Raw genomic sequence first — 13,894 nt, 5'->3', positions numbered from 1 at the left:
ATTAAAAAAAAGGAGTTTCTTCTTTCTCTGGGCAACACGCTTCATTTATAGCTTTTACCTCAATATGTCCAGCTTTTATCATCTCAATAAGGAGACATGCACGTGATTGAGCTTCTGTTTCCCCAGTACCCTCATATACCGTAGCACCATAATCAAGGTCAGAATAAACTTCTACATACTCAGCCATATAATAATCTTGCTCTTTCCCATCTGGAAAAGCCTGTCTAAGTACTATACCATAACCCACAGTTCTGTATGGTAATATATTGGGCAACAATACTCCCAACTCGGTTGCTGTATAAGCTGAAACAAACTCAACCTCTGTACCTCTTTCCCGACCTTTCAGTTTGGTTATATGCTTTTCACATCCTTGTACAATATGCTCACCATCATTAATAGGCTGGCAGCGTGGATTTCTCCAGTTATTTACATAATAAAAGCTGCTTGATTGTACTAACCCCAACTCTTTTAGTTTTTTGGCTTGCTCAATAGAGCATATTTGTTCCTCTATTCTCATAATTTTTATTTTAAAATTCTCTTTAAGTTACTTTTACGGTTAATTGTTGTAAACTCTTTTATTGCATTTATTAGCTCCTCTATTTTTTCAATAGAGGGCTCTGGTAGGTGATTATTCCCGCTGTCAGCTCCAATATTTACCTGTACTGGATTGCATTGTTTAATCATTTCAGAAAATAGCACTAGGCTGCTAAACTCCATTATTGGCTCAATGGTAACATAGGTAGGTACACCGCAATGGCTTATCTGGCTCATTGCTGCACTTCTATCTAATGGTGCAGGAGAGTTTTTCATTACCTCTGGATAAAAAACATTACTCTCCAGAGTAGTACATACAACTGCTTTCTTTGAAAAAATGGGATGATTGATAAACTCTAAAATCCTTGCAGGGTTCTTTGATTGGATTAAGTACCTGTTGTCATGCTGATAGCAAAAGTTTAATACTTTTAGTATCCATTCCTCTGGTATATCCTCTGCAAACATATCACAGCTGCTACCAACAAAAATGAAGTTGCCAGCTCCCAAATCTGTCTTAAACTCGCTCTCATCCAACCGTACTGGATTTAATTTGCCCCACCGCTTCATATAACAATATGAGCAATCATGCAAACATGCTCCTTTTATTGCGTTCCATGTATGAGTTACAAAATCATACATATTGCCTTTTGAATTATTTAATCCCATACTATTCGATATTAACTTTATAACTCTTTTTTGTTACAATATTGGCAATCACCCTATCTGGTTTGCCTACTTCACAAATACACTCCTGTTCTACAGCTATATCTGCTGTAAATACTACAGATACCCCATGTTTTTTAGCAAAATCTTCTACCAGAGATAATACTTGGCTCTCCATGTTAGCCTTATCTGCAAAAAAATTACTGCGTGCTGTTGCTCCCATCTCCATTTTGTTTTTTTATGTATTTACTATGCCTGTTTATTAAATCCTCCATAGTGGTGCTGGGCTTTGTCGGCTGTCTTTTTGTTTTCTTGTATTTTTTTTGCCTCCGTACCACCCAGCATAAATTTGTTAGCTCTAAGTGCTCATAATTACCATCCATACAACTTGGCTTCATGCCTTTGGGCATTTTTCCAGTAAAAGCCTCCAATACTAATTTTGCCACTGATATTAGGTGAAAATCGTTTCCAGAACGCAAAACAACACGCCTCATACCATACCCTGTACACCTTTTCAGATGCTTTGTTTGCCCCTGCTTGCGAACATTACCTAAATTACTTACCTCGTAGCCTCCATACCCCATTACGGGTCTCCATTGTTCGTCCATAGCTCCCACAATAATTAGTATTTGAAATCAGTAAAATGTATTATACACCCGCTAACCGTCTCTTTTTTCTTGAAAAACCACTCTAACCAATCCTCCAGCTCTAGCCCATCATTTGCAGCAAGAGTTTTTACATCCGTGTAGAGCTTCCCATCAATGCAAACAGTGGGTAATTCTCCTTTTTCTCTCTGGCTTTTATACCAGTACATTTCAAAGCGTTGCAAATGCACATGCTGCAAACGGTCTAGTTCGCTCTGGTTACTATTATATGGTTTACCAGCCCATTGCCTAATACTAAGCTCCATTTTGCCAGCATTTATTTTCTCTACTTTGGCAGCCCAGTACTCGTAGTTTTCCCGCATCGTATGCAGTTTTATTTTGCTTTTATATGCATCAGCAAATCCTGTAGGTTTTCCTGCTTTTGAGTGCCCAGCTAAAAAATTTACAGTTAATAGGAGCACTGCCAGCTTTAATCTTTCTATTCTATTTTTCATATCATTTTCTTTATTTACGTGGCGTATATACACGCTTTTACAATGTGTTACTATGTAAAAATTATGCGTTTCTCTATTCTGGTAATGATAATACTTCTTTTTGACCTCCGTTTAGAGCATAATTTAACTCTGTACTTAACCCCTTATGTTCCCCATCAAGAAAAGCACTATATTGCTTTATCTCTAGGTTGCTCCTATGGGTTTTTATTTTCAAATTTTGCTCTTCAAACTGGGTATTAACTTTGTTCCTTTTATCAATTACCATCAACCCAACCTCTTCGGGCAAATCTTTTTTCCTGCTTTGGTACATATCCTCCATTTTCTGGCTAATACCCCAGATAAAACCTTTAACAAAAGAAGCTGCCAGAGTTCTACCATGATAAATGTTTTTGAGAGCCTTACACTCTTTGGAGTTCATATACTTGTCTTTTTCAGCCATACATGCCCGAATGATGAAAGTGTAGAAGTAAGCGCATAGCTCGGTATCTTCCTCAAATCCAAAGAATGAGATACGTTTGTAGTTGTAGAAATATTCACAATCAAACAATCTGGTTAAGGAGTTATAAAATCCTCCAAGTTCATACCCAGATTTAATTAAATCTACCTCTTTAAAAACACACTTTTCAAATGCGTAGGGGTCGGTTAGCTCATGCTCGGAGATGTAATACTCCATCATTAACTCTTTTGCTTTAGCCATTGCTGCCAGAGCTTCTGCCTCTGTAGCTCCATTTTCTGTAGTTCTTACCAATAGAGCCTTGATTTTCCTTTTAATTGCTTCTTTCTTGTTTTCCATAAAGCTGTTATTATTTTATTATTTTATTTTTTTACCTCCTACTTTCGCCAGTCATGGCGATTACGTTATACGTTTTGAACCTATCTACCAGCCTACCAAAGCTATCGGCAAATTCTTCTTTCAACTGGGCTACAGATAAATTGGTGGTTAAGTGCCCATGTTTGCGGTAATGTACCCAAACCTCATTACGAGCATGCAGGAACTCATTGGTTAATACTTTCGTATCCATCCCAAAATGTACCTTGCTTTCAATTCCTATATCATTCAAGCAAATGTTTACTGGTTTTATCTGAAACCCTACGCTACTCTCCTCATTGTAGGTGTACCTATCAAGGTTATTGTGTATGGTATAATAGTTCACCATTTGCGTTACTGATAGGTTGTGAAAGTGGTTCGGGTTATCGGTGTATTTCAAATATTCGGAAAATATTTGCATCAGGAGCGTTTTACCAGTACCCACATCCCCACAAATGAGCAAGTTTTTGTGCAACTTGTAATGCTTATCGGGGAAAACCTCCTCTGCCAGAGGGCAATCATTAAAGTAATAGAGTAAAAAGCGCATTATTTGTTTGTTCCTATCATCCACTACAAATGTCCTCCGTTGTGGTAATAGCAGCTGGTTTGCTATGTGAATTGTAAGGTTTGCATGTTGAGAATATACATCCTCATTACTCAAATCCTCAAAACTCTTCGTCATAGTTTGGTGCTCCCGCTCCATTCTCCTTATTATTGTATCCAGTTTTATTGCTTCCATTTTCGTTAATTGTTTCTAATTCACTTTCCCATCTACTCTGGTTAATCCACGTTTGCAGCATTGCCCACTCTGGCACAAATTTTCCAGCACTCTGCGCCTGCTCTCTCCACTCTATCAATCGCTCCAATGCAGGCATTAACTTTGGCACAACTTCCCGCCAATCTTTCGGGCGTTTCTTTTTTAGGTTCTCAAACTCCAGCTTAAAGCCTCTTTTTGTACCCTTATAGGCTTTCCTAAAATCCTCAAACATCAATTCTAAATCATTCATACTATCATTATTATTGTTATCACTTGTTATATTGTTATTTTGTTGAATGATGTTAGTTGGATGTTGCTTGCCTGTTGGCTGGCTGTTAGTTTGCCTGTTAGTTTGGCTGTTATCCTTTTTGTTGAAGTCTTGATAATCTCCATATTTACAGATAGTTATTACCCTAAATTTGTTTGTTGTTTTGTCTGTTATTTCGCCTGTTGATTTTAACCGATTTAAGCATGTGCGCACGGTCTGTATTGTTAAGCCAGTATCCTTGCTTATTCTAGGTAGGCTGGTTAATAATTCGCCTCTATTTAATGTAATTCCTTTCCACTTATAGCCCTCTTCCGAGTTTGCCATTAAGAGTAGGTAAACAAACAGAGCTACCATGTTAGGGTCACCCGCCCATTCCCATTTAAGAAATTGTCTATGTAAGCAAATCCAACCTTTCATTAAAAAATCACTCCTTTTTATGCCCACTGTACTATTTTCTCTAGCACAGTGGTACATTTTATTGATTAGTTACCAGTCTCCTCTGTCTGCTCGGTTGTCGCACTGTATGGGAAAATATCCATAATGGGTGTTTCCTTTATGTTTTTAACCCAGTAATCAGCCATTGTATCTTTCATACCTATGATTAATTCATCATAGGCATTTTTTAAATCAGTGGCTTTTACCAGCATCCTTACCCCTGTACGTTTTTCCGAACCGCTTTTTTCATCCAGAGTTATATACTCTACCTTACATTCCCACCAGCGGTCTGCTTGCTCATCATCTCTATTAAAAATCTCTGCATAGTTTGCTCTTTTAATATCGGCTATCGTAAACTCACCGCTTATGTAGGGCTGCATTTCCTCTATAATCCGTGCCTCTGCCTCCGTATAGCTAAGAGCATCAACTAAATAGGGCTCGGTTACTTTTACATTCATGCCATTTTCGGCAATCTTCTCGTAACTAACTTTACATTGAAACCACATCATTTTTGCCCCTCCTTTAAAATAAATCCGTAATACTTAAACCAGAGCTCTCTGAATTGATTTCCACAGTAAATAGCCCTTTCGCTGTCGTTCAGGCACAAGGGAAAACCTCCATACGTAGCCGAATACGAGCCACGACGACCCGCATACGCTCCACGCACACCCGCAAACTCCGCATGATGCGCAGTGACACCAGCAAGGAGGCAAATATTCTGCTTTTTACGTTCAGCCTCGCCCATTTCCGCAATCTCCTCTTTGGAGTATAGCACCCAGTAAGGGTAATATCCCCATCCGTCTTGGTCTACCCATTTGCCGTTATTTATGGCAGCACATACCACCCACAAATCAAATAGAGCTCCAGAGGAAGCCAGAGCCATATCAAGCAATGGCAACCCGAATTTTGGGGTATTAGAGAAAAATGGGTTTACTTGGTCTATACCCATAGCTTTATAGGCATCTTCAACCGTTTTTATACTTCTGTAATCAAACTCAAATACTGCATCTCCAAAGAGTTGCTTTAGTATTGTTCTGGCATCACTTCCTTGTGCAGCCTTGTTAAAGCAGTTTAATACCTCCTGCTTATTTGCTTTTAATACTTCCATTTTTCTTAATTTTATTTTTTTGTAAATCACTTAATGCAATCTGCATCAATCTTATCTTATTTTGTAATCGTAAGCCCTTTTTAGGTAGCTGCTGTAGCTCGGTTATCTTTTCCTCCAGAGCTTCAATCACAGTCTTAGCATTTGCCTCTGTTAAATATCTCATAATGGTAAAGCTCCAAATTGTATAACCATCCCTGCATTAGCAGCTACTACCTTTTTCCCAGTAACAGCCTTGCACTCATCAACAAACCGCTTTTCGTTACTATTTCCATCGCTTAAATGGAGTAATACAATATTGCGTACCTGTTTTAAGTCGCTGGAGCGCAAAAACTCTTTTGTACTCTCTATCTCCATGTGGCTTGTTAATAGTCTTTTGCGCATTACTTGTGGTAATCTACCCTCCAGTATATTATCTGTTAAAATATCATCTGCGTAATTGGCTTCGATAAGTATGTGGGATAAGCCTGTAAACCTATACTTGCATGCGTATGTGTCGGTAATAAACAGCACTTTTCCGCTCTGGGGATGCTCAATTAAAAAACCTGCACATGGTACATCGTGCATAAGCTCAAAAGGTAGTATCTTGAAATTACCCATCTTGTACCCTTTCCCAAACTCAATCGTTTTATAATTCCGCTCTATATTTTTAGCTATTATTACCTCTGGCAAGGCTAGCACGATTACACCTGCACTGGCATACTCCAGAGCATTGCCAGCATGGTCGTTGTGTTGGTGAGATACTAAGCAGCCCACTACTTTGGAAAGGTTGAAATTTATGGCTTTCTTTGCCTCCAGCAGCTTAACACCAGCCTCTATAATCAGAGCCTCATTATCTGCCTCCAGTATATATCCGTTCCCATGTGAGGAGCTGCCTAGTATCTTTAGTTCCATTATCTGCTACTTATTAAATTGGGCAATCTTTTTGTGTGCCTTTTGTACCTTTTGCTGTTTGCTCTGGCTGGGGGGCTTCCGCTGTAGGTGTAGCTTCTGGAGTTTCTTTTACTTCCTCATAGGTAATATCCGTTGCATCCACTATTGTAGTACCTTGCTCCAGTGCGCTCTTTCTTTCTTCTACTGGTATATCTAGTACTGCATCCACATCATCATCATCTCCCATAATTGCGCTATCATCGCTGCTGCCAATCTCAATTTTACATGCTCGGTTGATAACTGTTTTCTTGCACATTTGGTCTGTAAACTTTACATGCGCACCACTTTTGCCACCAGCAGCACCTTGCGTCCATGAGTTACGGATTTGTGCTATAGTCATAATTTCCAGCCTTTTCGAGCCATCTTTATTTATAACTACTGCATAAGCTCCAGTAATTTTGTCTATGTTAATGTTCTCTAGTTTGGTCTCATGCTTCACCAGCTGGTACAAACCATTTTCATCAACCGTATATACAAAATTGTCGCCCTCGTAAATTACTTGTGGGTTTACATCGGCTATAGGAGTATCCCGCTTTGCTATCATTAGATTACCTCTGTAATCCTCCTGTAGAGTTAGCTGGTTGCCATAAACAATGAAATAGCATTGTTTTTTCGCTACAGATAGCCCTTTAATAACCATCTTAAAAAAGGTATTACAGATACTTTCACGTGTACAAACCTCTACAGCTGGCTTATTATTCCTGTCCTTTACATCCATAAGGTAAAGCCATCCCAGTTTAACAGCATTGCCAGCCGAATAATTAGCAGGTAATTTGATAGCTCCAGCCTCTTGCATGAGGGTAATCTTAGCTAGTACCTGCTCGGTTGTTTCCTCTTGAAATTTTTTTAATGCTACTGCGTTTTGAGTAAGCGTTTGTTGCTGTGCCTGCGTATTTGCACCACCAGCATTGTTGGCATCATTTCCCATGTTATTACTAATTAATTGTTGATTATTACTAGCTCTTTATCTCTGCTCACAATAAGGTGAATAGCTTGGCTATCCATAGGCATTACATCGTTAATACTCTCTGCATTATCTATGAAGCATGGAGCATATACGTTGTTAAATCGGCAAATCGCATTGATTATATCTATACCAGCATTAATGCGGTCTGCATTATTTAGATCACTGTAGGGTACACCGCCCACCGTACACTCACAAATAGGCTTTAGAGCTCCATTTAACTTGTGGTCGAACATGGTAAAACGTACATTTAGGAAAAGAGCATTAACTTTACCCTCCAGCTCTACAATGTGAGCTTTGGTAAACTCCTGTGCAGTGTATTCTTTCTTTTCAAGCTCGGATAGTTGCTGGTTAAGAGTTTTTTCTTGCCCCTCCAGCTCTTTGATACGTGCGTTTTTGTTTGCAATAGTTTCACGTACATAAAGTTGCTTTTTAAGGCTATCAACCTTATCTTGAAGCTGTTTTTTATCTCCCTTTAGAGCGTTAATGCCAGTTTGCACCTCCTCACTGGCAGCATTTGGGGTATCCAGTGCAGTTGTGCGTGTTTCAATCTCTTTTTTTAGTTCTACCAGTTCTGTGTTACCTTGCAATATACTTTCCTCGCTTTGCAACTCAATGGCTTTTGCATCAGCTACAGCTTGTTTTTTGGCAGGTAGCAGGTTCTCTAGTTCTTGGATTTTTTTGTTGCATTCGGCTATAGTATCGTTATAGCCATTGCCACGTTTTTTAAGCTGTTCAGCTTCAATCTCCAGAGCCTCTATTTTACCCGATTTGGTACGGTTAAAATTCTCCTCCATAGTGCTAGATTTCTCTTGCACATCTGTTTCCTCCAGCCTACGTTTGCAGGTAGGGCAAATAAGCTCATTATCATTAATAATAAACTCCTCATCGTTCACTAGTTGCCAACGGTTACGAAAATCAGCCTTTTCTTGCTCTAGGCTATTTAGCGCACGTTCTGCACTCTCTTTTCTGCCTTTCTGGGTATTAATCTCTCTTTCTGTGTCCTGTAGAGAGTTTTCGGCTTCTCGGATAGCATTGGTTCTGTTACGGCTGGCATTGTTGTATGTTTGGCGTGCTTCAAACTCAATGCTTTGTACTTTTTCTCGCAATTTGTTAATTGCATTCCGCTCGGTAGCTTTTGCCTCATAGTCTGTATCCAAAGTTTTGCTACGGTCTGCAACCTCTTCATCAATGCGCTCAATGGCATTTTCAGCAGCCGTTATATCACCCTCCAGCTTTTCCCAGCTGGTATCCTCTGGAGTAATTTTTACTATCTCGTCTTTTTGCTCCTTAATGCGTATAGGTATTCTATCCAACTCATCCTTTACCCCTTTTTTCTTATAGGATAGGTGTTGCAAAAAAGCCTCCAATGTACGCCCATCCAGCTCTTCCAGCATAGCCATAAATTCTGGCTTACCCTCTGCAATCATTTCATTGCTTACCTCTCCAACCATTTTAGTAAGCAAAGCACGTTGTTTGCCAGCCTCCAAACTTGGGAAAAATGCAGGGTTTGTAATTACTCTAAACAGGCTCTCTGGGCAAAGGCTCTCAATATATTCTTTATATTCTGTTTCGGTATATTTATTACCATCTACAAAATAATTGGTTGTATGCCCAGTTAATACTTTATCCTCTTGCTGTTTTGGCTTACTCCATTTTTCAACCCAGCAACGTTTTAGGCTTACCTCTTTGCCGTCCACTTCTATAAATAGCTCAACCTCATGCGATAACTCTGGAATGAATGCACCATTTTTATCACGTGTTTTAATACCAAAATCCGCTTTATCCTCGCTGTTTCTACCAAATAAACACCATAAGGCTGCATCTGGGATAGTTGTTTTACCTGTGCGATTTGCACCTAATATCTGGGTTAATTGAGGATTAAATATTATCTCCCTTTCTCCCAGCACGCCCTTAAAATTGAGCATCTTTAATCTTAAAAATCGAATAACCATAGTTTTATTATTTATCGTTTATTGCAAGGCATCTTTTTAATTTTTCAATATTTTGTTCATCCGTAAGCCATGATTGAGCATATTTGCCATTTCTAGGGTCGTTTGGATTATCAAATTGCATTACATCACAAACTTTGTAAACAGCAGCATAATAAGGCTTTGCATTATTCCTTTCTATGTATGCCATGAATACCCTATTTTTACCAAAATAGTGGTATGCCTCTCTTCCTTTGTGCTCGCAGAAAATGAATCCTATGTTTTCTAAATCCTTTTCGCTCATTTCTACCGAATTTTGTTGTTTACTCATTGTTTTACAGTTTAGTACCGTTAAATATTCCCATCTCGTATGCATCGCATGCAGCTCTCACTGCCAATAATTCTGCTTTGCTGTAGTATAGTGGGCTATTCTTAGCCTTTCCGAGCCTTACAGGGTGTAAATGCCCCTCTTCAACCATTCGCCTTACCCACGCCTCTCCGTGCGTAAATTCGCCTCCAAATTGTGTGTCTCTCTGCTTAAAAAACTCAAATGCTTGCCTCTGGGTTAATCTGTCACCCTTTGGGTTGTAATCTTTCAACACACGTGCTGCACCGCTCTCTGCAACCCCGATTAAAAACGAGCGGATTTTGTACAATTCATTTTCCATACTTTACATTTTGTAATTCGTTATACAATCCATCTACTGTTTTGTGTACGTCTTTTATGTAGCACAGTAGAATGATTATAACAAGGAGTAAAGCGAGTGTTAAAAATGAGAATGATATAATTATAGCCCACATAGTTACACTGGTATTTGGTTGCCAAATGCTATAATTATACTCTCAAACTCTTGTATAGGCATATCTTTAATACTAAAGCTGTCTTTAGGCTCGTTTCTCCAGATTTTATAAGCCTTTTGTGTTTTTCTGTCTACTACGATTTTGTTTCCTTTCCCAAAATCAAAAATCATCTGGTTTTGTGCATGGCAATGATGGGTTTCATAATCCAGTGCCATTAATGCTGCTGCATTGTTTTTTGCTATTGTTGCACGTGTTCCCATAATCAAAACTTGAATAAATTATTATTGTATGCGTATCGCATAAATTCAGCCATATCATGTACTCCTACTTTTTTGAAACTGGCTTTACGGTGGTTTGCTACAGTATTAAGGCTTATAAAAAGAGCATCGGCTATCTCATTATCCTTTTTACCCTCGTAACACATACGCATTACCTCCAGCTGCCTATCACTCAATTTTGAGCAAAATTTAGGTTTACATATAACCCCATCGTATTTACATTCTCCGTGTAGTGGGCAGCATAAGAACTCAAACTTAAAATTCCAGTTCTCATCAACATCTATTTGGTTATCATACAAGCCGAAGTTGCATTTAATAAATCTGCGTACAGCCAGAAAATCACGATACCTCTTATTATTTATATTTACGCTGTAAACCTCCATAAGAGCATCAAATGCCTCTGGGTAATATTCACGCAATACATATAGAAACTGCTCTATAAACTCCCTGTCGTTCTCTGTGAGTTGCCTTTCTGGCTCTCCCATAGCTCGCAATGTTACTTGCCCCTCTGGTGTATTGTAAAACTCTGTGGGTTTCATCTTACTACTCTGTTACTGGTGTTGGAAATAACTCGTCTTGTGGTATGCCCAATTCTTCACTTATAAGTTTTTGCTTTAGTGCATCTGGGCGTTGCTTACCTTGAATCCACATTCTTACTGTTTGCTGTGAGCACATGCACAATTCAGCAATGCGCTCAACAAATGCCTGTTTGGGTGCCTTAGTCCGCTCGGGTAGTCCGTTATACACCTCACTAAAGCTCTTGGGCTCTTTTTCTTCCTGTGTATAGTCCTTTACGGTCATATTTTCCATTTTGCTACATTTTTAGGTGTTAATACTCCTTTTTATAACTATCTTTGTCATGTTATAACGTTATAACGATGCAAATATAAGCCTATTTTAGTCTTATATCCAAATATTTATACGCCTTTTTTTGGCTTATTTTAATGACTAATTTATAACGTGCTGAAACAATGGATGATACAGAAAGAAAAAAATTAAAAGATTTTTTCAAAGAGCGGAAAATCACACAGGTTCAAATTGCAGAACTTACTGGCTCTACTCAACAGACTGTACAGAAACTACTTAACCATAGATCGTTTGGTAAAAAAACGGCTGCTAAGTGGTCGGAGTGCTTTGGGCTTAACCCTGCATGGTTAATGACTGGCATTGGAAATATGATGCTCAAAGATGAGCAGATAGAAATGGATACGGCAAAAAAAGTCGTAAATGAGGGGGCTGATGTTTTTTACCAGCAATTAATGACTATGATAAGCAAAGGGGAATTATACCCTGCAAGCATTGTGAAAGAGAAAGATGCAGAGCTACAACGTAAAGATATGATGATAGAGGAGTTAAATAGGGAGATTGGTACTCTTAAACAAAAAATAGCCCAGCTGGAGGGGCAAGAAAAATAATATGGACTGCAATAGAATAGTTATAGATGCTCTTAAAAAGGCTATTGAGGAGTGGGTAAGTACTGGCTCTATGTCAGCCGATGAGCTTAACAGTGCCATACTGGCTATTGAAAAACACATTGATAAGGCAATAGTGGATAATGAGGAATACAGCGCACTGGAGTTACTTAAATCAGATTTGATGCAAATTAAACGTTTAGCTTATGCAAAATCCAATTAATGTAGAGATAACCAAGCGTTTTTATGAAGCAATAAAAATGCTGATGGAATCCAGAGTTATTAGAGGTCGGCAAACATACTGTACTCTGGCTAATATTGATAAAAGGAATTTCTACAAACAAGAAAAAGATTTAGATGCAAACCTCTTGCAACTTTATTGGCTTGTACCTCTGGTTAAAGAATTTAATATAAATGCACTTTGGCTACTTACTGGCAAAGGGAATATGTTTAATAAGGATATTACTCCTCTGAAAAAATAGGGTGCTCTCTTTTTGGGAGGTGTTTATTAAACTTCCGTTGGTATATCTCCTCCTTAATATTTACCTTGCTAAACCCAACATATTCCAGCATTTGTTTATTGGCATCATCAATACGCCTCCAGTCTTTTTCTATATAAATGTCGGTTATGCGCATTTTATCATCTACATGGTTTAATGCCTCATGCACCAAATCTTTTGCAATACCGACTTTATTAGTTGCCAGAGTTGCCCATGTATGTCGTGCTGCATAAAATTCAAAATCAGCTATCCCTATTTTTTCGCCAATCTTTTTTAGCCCTTTATTTATTGCAGCTGAAAATGTATTTGCATCCGAATAATATTGGTAAAAACAGAATACCCTTTTCCCTTTTTTATCTCTGTATTTCTCAAATAATGGCATTAACTCTGGATGCACTTTTACTACCATACGTGCAGCATCCGCACGCCTGTTTTTGGTTTTTGTTCGGTTATAGTTTAAATAACCACCCTCATAATTTGTACACTCAAATAAATCAACTGCATTCATACCCATTAGCCCGAATGATAACAAAAAAACATCTTTTGCCAAATTCATCCTATTAAAGCCTCTATACATTACCAACTCGTATGGGTGGCTGATTAGCTTTGTAAATTGCTCCTTAGTTAATGCTCTTTTTCTACTTACTGGTACTGCTGGTATTTTGAACTTTTTGAAAGGTGATAATGGTATGTTAATTATCCCAGCATCTTCATCGTTAAACTCTGATTTTGCCCTATTATGTATAGCTCTGATTGTGGATAAATAAAGGGAGGGCATACGCCTGCCAGTATCCTTATCTGGTCTGTTTTTGCGTGCTGGCTTGGTTTTTAACCACTGGCAGTAGTCATTTAAGAATTGTACATTTATCTCTGAAATATCAATTGTATCATAGCCCAAAAAGCATTTTAAGCTATTGGCTACAGTTTTATACATTAAGCTATTCCCTTTGCGCCCTGTATCCTCCAGCTCCTTAGTTATTTTTTCGGCATAGCTGATAAAATCCAACTTGAATACCTTATTATTAGCTTGGTAGGTATCTATGTATTTTAATACATCATCTACGTTCATATCTTTAGCTACCTGTATGCTAATGGTAGCTGTAATACGCATATAGCCATCAATAATGGCTTTGGTATTATCAAGTATATTCTGGGATTTTATTTTTAAGCCTCTGGTTAAATCCTCCTTAGTAACAAAAATGTTTGTTGCCAGTAACCGCCTTTGCCGATTATGGGTAACACGGATTTTAACGTTATATGTACCATCTTGTTTTTTATGGTGTTGGAATACCACCGCCTTAAATGTTGTTGCCATACCTTTACTTTTATTTGGCTCGGATTGAACCACGAACCACAATTGAACCACAATTGCCAGCAAAAATACGTTTATAGCAACAAAAGTGCTG

General features: G+C 38.4%; 23 protein-coding genes. 3 read left to right on the top strand and 20 right to left on the bottom strand.

The annotated features are described in order from the left end of the window. Position 1 precedes the first annotated feature (1 nt). The 19 genes from M2448_RS04860 to M2448_RS04770 form a co-directional block, all read right to left on the bottom strand. Positions 2 to 517 (bottom strand): hypothetical protein, encoded by a 516-nt coding sequence (locus M2448_RS04860; RefSeq protein ID WP_280646721.1) that lies wholly within the window; start codon positions 515 to 517, stop codon positions 2 to 4. 5 nt (positions 518 to 522) lie between these two features. After that, entirely contained in the window at positions 523 to 1,200 is a 678-nt protein-coding gene (locus M2448_RS04855; RefSeq protein WP_280646720.1) for a hypothetical protein, read from the bottom strand. A 1-nt stretch (position 1,201) separates the two neighbouring features. Beyond that, on the bottom strand, positions 1,202 to 1,420 hold the full coding sequence (locus tag M2448_RS04850; protein WP_280646719.1) for a hypothetical protein: 219 nt from the start codon (positions 1,418 to 1,420) through the stop codon (positions 1,202 to 1,204). Next, positions 1,398 to 1,805, bottom strand: a complete 408-nt coding sequence (locus M2448_RS04845; protein WP_280646718.1) for an NUMOD4 domain-containing protein — start codon at positions 1,803 to 1,805, stop codon at positions 1,398 to 1,400. Before M2448_RS04845 ends, M2448_RS04850 begins: the two co-directional genes overlap by 23 nt. Positions 1,806 to 1,819: 14 nt before the next feature. Continuing rightward, positions 1,820 to 2,296 carry a hypothetical protein gene (locus M2448_RS04840; RefSeq protein ID WP_280646717.1) on the bottom strand — a complete coding sequence of 159 codons (477 nt, stop codon included), beginning with the start codon at positions 2,294 to 2,296 and terminating at the stop codon, positions 1,820 to 1,822. A gap of 73 nt (positions 2,297 to 2,369) precedes the next feature. Continuing rightward, positions 2,370 to 3,089, bottom strand: coding sequence for a DUF2786 domain-containing protein (locus tag M2448_RS04835; RefSeq protein ID WP_280646716.1), 720 nt, complete (start codon positions 3,087 to 3,089; stop codon positions 2,370 to 2,372). Between the two features lie 31 nt (positions 3,090 to 3,120). Further along, positions 3,121 to 3,786: an ATP-binding protein gene (locus M2448_RS04830; RefSeq protein WP_280646715.1), complete on the bottom strand. Its 666-nt coding sequence runs from the start codon at positions 3,784 to 3,786 to the stop codon at positions 3,121 to 3,123. Beyond that, positions 3,770 to 4,546, bottom strand: a complete 777-nt coding sequence (locus M2448_RS04825) for a hypothetical protein (RefSeq protein ID WP_280646714.1) — start codon at positions 4,544 to 4,546, stop codon at positions 3,770 to 3,772. Before M2448_RS04825 ends, M2448_RS04830 begins: the two co-directional genes overlap by 17 nt. Positions 4,547 to 4,611: 65 nt before the next feature. Continuing rightward, entirely contained in the window at positions 4,612 to 5,073 is a 462-nt protein-coding gene (locus tag M2448_RS04820) for a DUF4494 domain-containing protein (protein WP_280646713.1), read from the bottom strand. Further along, positions 5,070 to 5,672: a hypothetical protein gene (locus M2448_RS04815; protein ID WP_280646712.1), complete on the bottom strand. Its 603-nt coding sequence runs from the start codon at positions 5,670 to 5,672 to the stop codon at positions 5,070 to 5,072. Before M2448_RS04815 ends, M2448_RS04820 begins: the two co-directional genes overlap by 4 nt. Beyond that, complete coding sequence (locus M2448_RS04810) at positions 5,650 to 5,835, bottom strand: hypothetical protein (protein ID WP_280646711.1); 186 nt, start codon at positions 5,833 to 5,835, stop codon at positions 5,650 to 5,652. The genes M2448_RS04815 and M2448_RS04810 overlap by 23 nt, the downstream gene beginning before the upstream one ends. After that, positions 5,832 to 6,563, bottom strand: coding sequence for an MBL fold metallo-hydrolase (locus M2448_RS04805; protein ID WP_280646710.1), 732 nt, complete (start codon positions 6,561 to 6,563; stop codon positions 5,832 to 5,834). The genes M2448_RS04810 and M2448_RS04805 overlap by 4 nt, the downstream gene beginning before the upstream one ends. 13 nt (positions 6,564 to 6,576) lie before the next feature. Continuing rightward, positions 6,577 to 7,530 carry a RecT family recombinase gene (locus M2448_RS04800; RefSeq protein ID WP_280646709.1) on the bottom strand — a complete coding sequence of 318 codons (954 nt, stop codon included), beginning with the start codon at positions 7,528 to 7,530 and terminating at the stop codon, positions 6,577 to 6,579. An 11-nt stretch (positions 7,531 to 7,541) separates the two neighbouring features. Further along, positions 7,542 to 9,521 (bottom strand): AAA family ATPase, encoded by a 1,980-nt coding sequence (locus M2448_RS04795; RefSeq protein WP_280646708.1) that lies wholly within the window; start codon positions 9,519 to 9,521, stop codon positions 7,542 to 7,544. A gap of 7 nt (positions 9,522 to 9,528) precedes the next feature. Next, a complete protein-coding gene (locus M2448_RS04790; protein ID WP_280648034.1) occupies positions 9,529 to 9,828 on the bottom strand; it encodes a hypothetical protein in 300 nt (99 codons plus the stop codon). 4 nt (positions 9,829 to 9,832) lie between these two features. Beyond that, a complete protein-coding gene (locus M2448_RS04785; RefSeq protein ID WP_280646706.1) occupies positions 9,833 to 10,165 on the bottom strand; it encodes a hypothetical protein in 333 nt (110 codons plus the stop codon). Between the two features lie 135 nt (positions 10,166 to 10,300). Further along, on the bottom strand, positions 10,301 to 10,558 hold the full coding sequence (locus M2448_RS04780; RefSeq protein WP_280646705.1) for a hypothetical protein: 258 nt from the start codon (positions 10,556 to 10,558) through the stop codon (positions 10,301 to 10,303). A gap of 2 nt (positions 10,559 to 10,560) precedes the next feature. After that, positions 10,561 to 11,115: a helix-turn-helix transcriptional regulator gene (locus M2448_RS04775; protein ID WP_280646704.1), complete on the bottom strand. Its 555-nt coding sequence runs from the start codon at positions 11,113 to 11,115 to the stop codon at positions 10,561 to 10,563. A gap of 4 nt (positions 11,116 to 11,119) precedes the next feature. Further along, complete coding sequence (locus tag M2448_RS04770) at positions 11,120 to 11,386, bottom strand: helix-turn-helix transcriptional regulator (protein WP_280646703.1); 267 nt, start codon at positions 11,384 to 11,386, stop codon at positions 11,120 to 11,122. A 161-nt stretch (positions 11,387 to 11,547) separates the two neighbouring features. Between M2448_RS04770 and M2448_RS04765 the strand changes: the two genes are divergently transcribed. The 3 genes from M2448_RS04765 to M2448_RS04755 are packed head-to-tail and all read left to right on the top strand — an operon-like array spanning position 11,548 to position 12,470. After that, positions 11,548 to 11,991 (top strand): helix-turn-helix transcriptional regulator, encoded by a 444-nt coding sequence (locus M2448_RS04765; RefSeq protein WP_280646702.1) that lies wholly within the window; start codon positions 11,548 to 11,550, stop codon positions 11,989 to 11,991. A 1-nt stretch (position 11,992) separates the two neighbouring features. Beyond that, positions 11,993 to 12,211 carry a hypothetical protein gene (locus M2448_RS04760; protein ID WP_280646701.1) on the top strand — a complete coding sequence of 73 codons (219 nt, stop codon included), beginning with the start codon at positions 11,993 to 11,995 and terminating at the stop codon, positions 12,209 to 12,211. After that, a complete protein-coding gene (locus M2448_RS04755; RefSeq protein ID WP_280646700.1) occupies positions 12,195 to 12,470 on the top strand; it encodes a hypothetical protein in 276 nt (91 codons plus the stop codon). Before M2448_RS04760 ends, M2448_RS04755 begins: the two co-directional genes overlap by 17 nt. Here the strand turns inward: M2448_RS04755 and M2448_RS04750 are convergent. Further along, positions 12,451 to 13,803, bottom strand: a complete 1,353-nt coding sequence (locus M2448_RS04750; protein WP_280646699.1) for a site-specific integrase — start codon at positions 13,801 to 13,803, stop codon at positions 12,451 to 12,453. The genes M2448_RS04755 and M2448_RS04750 overlap by 20 nt on opposite strands. Positions 13,804 to 13,894: the final 91 nt, after the last annotated feature.

The sequence above is a fragment of the Dysgonomonas sp. PF1-14 genome, from assembly GCF_029892965.1.
GTDB lineage: Bacteria > Bacteroidota > Bacteroidia > Bacteroidales > Dysgonomonadaceae > Dysgonomonas.
The sequence above is the reverse complement of the archived record's forward strand: the minus strand, read 5'-3'. Positions and strand labels throughout refer to the sequence as shown.

Bases quoted from the DNA above. Each gene is read 5' to 3' on its own strand.
- M2448_RS04860 (WP_280646721.1), bottom strand. From the start codon at position 517: ATGAGAATAGAGGAACAAATATGCTCTATTGAGCAAGCCAAAAAACTA.
- M2448_RS04855 (WP_280646720.1), bottom strand. From the start codon at position 1,200: ATGGGATTAAATAATTCAAAAGGCAATATGTATGATTTTGTAACTCAT.
- M2448_RS04850 (WP_280646719.1), bottom strand. From the start codon at position 1,420: ATGGGAGCAACAGCACGCAGTAATTTTTTTGCAGATAAGGCTAACATG.
- M2448_RS04845 (WP_280646718.1), bottom strand. From the start codon at position 1,805: ATGGACGAACAATGGAGACCCGTAATGGGGTATGGAGGCTACGAGGTA.
- M2448_RS04840 (WP_280646717.1), bottom strand. From the start codon at position 2,296: ATGAAAAATAGAATAGAAAGATTAAAGCTGGCAGTGCTCCTATTAACT.
- M2448_RS04835 (WP_280646716.1), bottom strand. From the start codon at position 3,089: ATGGAAAACAAGAAAGAAGCAATTAAAAGGAAAATCAAGGCTCTATTG.
- M2448_RS04830 (WP_280646715.1), bottom strand. From the start codon at position 3,786: ATGACGAAGAGTTTTGAGGATTTGAGTAATGAGGATGTATATTCTCAA.
- M2448_RS04825 (WP_280646714.1), bottom strand. From the start codon at position 4,546: ATGAAAGGTTGGATTTGCTTACATAGACAATTTCTTAAATGGGAATGG.
- M2448_RS04820 (WP_280646713.1), bottom strand. From the start codon at position 5,073: ATGATGTGGTTTCAATGTAAAGTTAGTTACGAGAAGATTGCCGAAAAT.
- M2448_RS04815 (WP_280646712.1), bottom strand. From the start codon at position 5,672: ATGGAAGTATTAAAAGCAAATAAGCAGGAGGTATTAAACTGCTTTAAC.
- M2448_RS04810 (WP_280646711.1), bottom strand. From the start codon at position 5,835: ATGAGATATTTAACAGAGGCAAATGCTAAGACTGTGATTGAAGCTCTG.
- M2448_RS04805 (WP_280646710.1), bottom strand. From the start codon at position 6,563: ATGGAACTAAAGATACTAGGCAGCTCCTCACATGGGAACGGATATATA.
- M2448_RS04800 (WP_280646709.1), bottom strand. From the start codon at position 7,530: ATGGGAAATGATGCCAACAATGCTGGTGGTGCAAATACGCAGGCACAG.
- M2448_RS04795 (WP_280646708.1), bottom strand. From the start codon at position 9,521: ATGGTTATTCGATTTTTAAGATTAAAGATGCTCAATTTTAAGGGCGTG.
- M2448_RS04790 (WP_280648034.1), bottom strand. From the start codon at position 9,828: ATGAGTAAACAACAAAATTCGGTAGAAATGAGCGAAAAGGATTTAGAA.
- M2448_RS04785 (WP_280646706.1), bottom strand. From the start codon at position 10,165: ATGGAAAATGAATTGTACAAAATCCGCTCGTTTTTAATCGGGGTTGCA.
- M2448_RS04780 (WP_280646705.1), bottom strand. From the start codon at position 10,558: ATGGGAACACGTGCAACAATAGCAAAAAACAATGCAGCAGCATTAATG.
- M2448_RS04775 (WP_280646704.1), bottom strand. From the start codon at position 11,115: ATGAAACCCACAGAGTTTTACAATACACCAGAGGGGCAAGTAACATTG.
- M2448_RS04770 (WP_280646703.1), bottom strand. From the start codon at position 11,386: ATGGAAAATATGACCGTAAAGGACTATACACAGGAAGAAAAAGAGCCC.
- M2448_RS04765 (WP_280646702.1), top strand. From the start codon at position 11,548: ATGGATGATACAGAAAGAAAAAAATTAAAAGATTTTTTCAAAGAGCGG.
- M2448_RS04760 (WP_280646701.1), top strand. From the start codon at position 11,993: ATGGACTGCAATAGAATAGTTATAGATGCTCTTAAAAAGGCTATTGAG.
- M2448_RS04755 (WP_280646700.1), top strand. From the start codon at position 12,195: ATGCAAAATCCAATTAATGTAGAGATAACCAAGCGTTTTTATGAAGCA.
- M2448_RS04750 (WP_280646699.1), bottom strand. From the start codon at position 13,803: ATGGCAACAACATTTAAGGCGGTGGTATTCCAACACCATAAAAAACAA.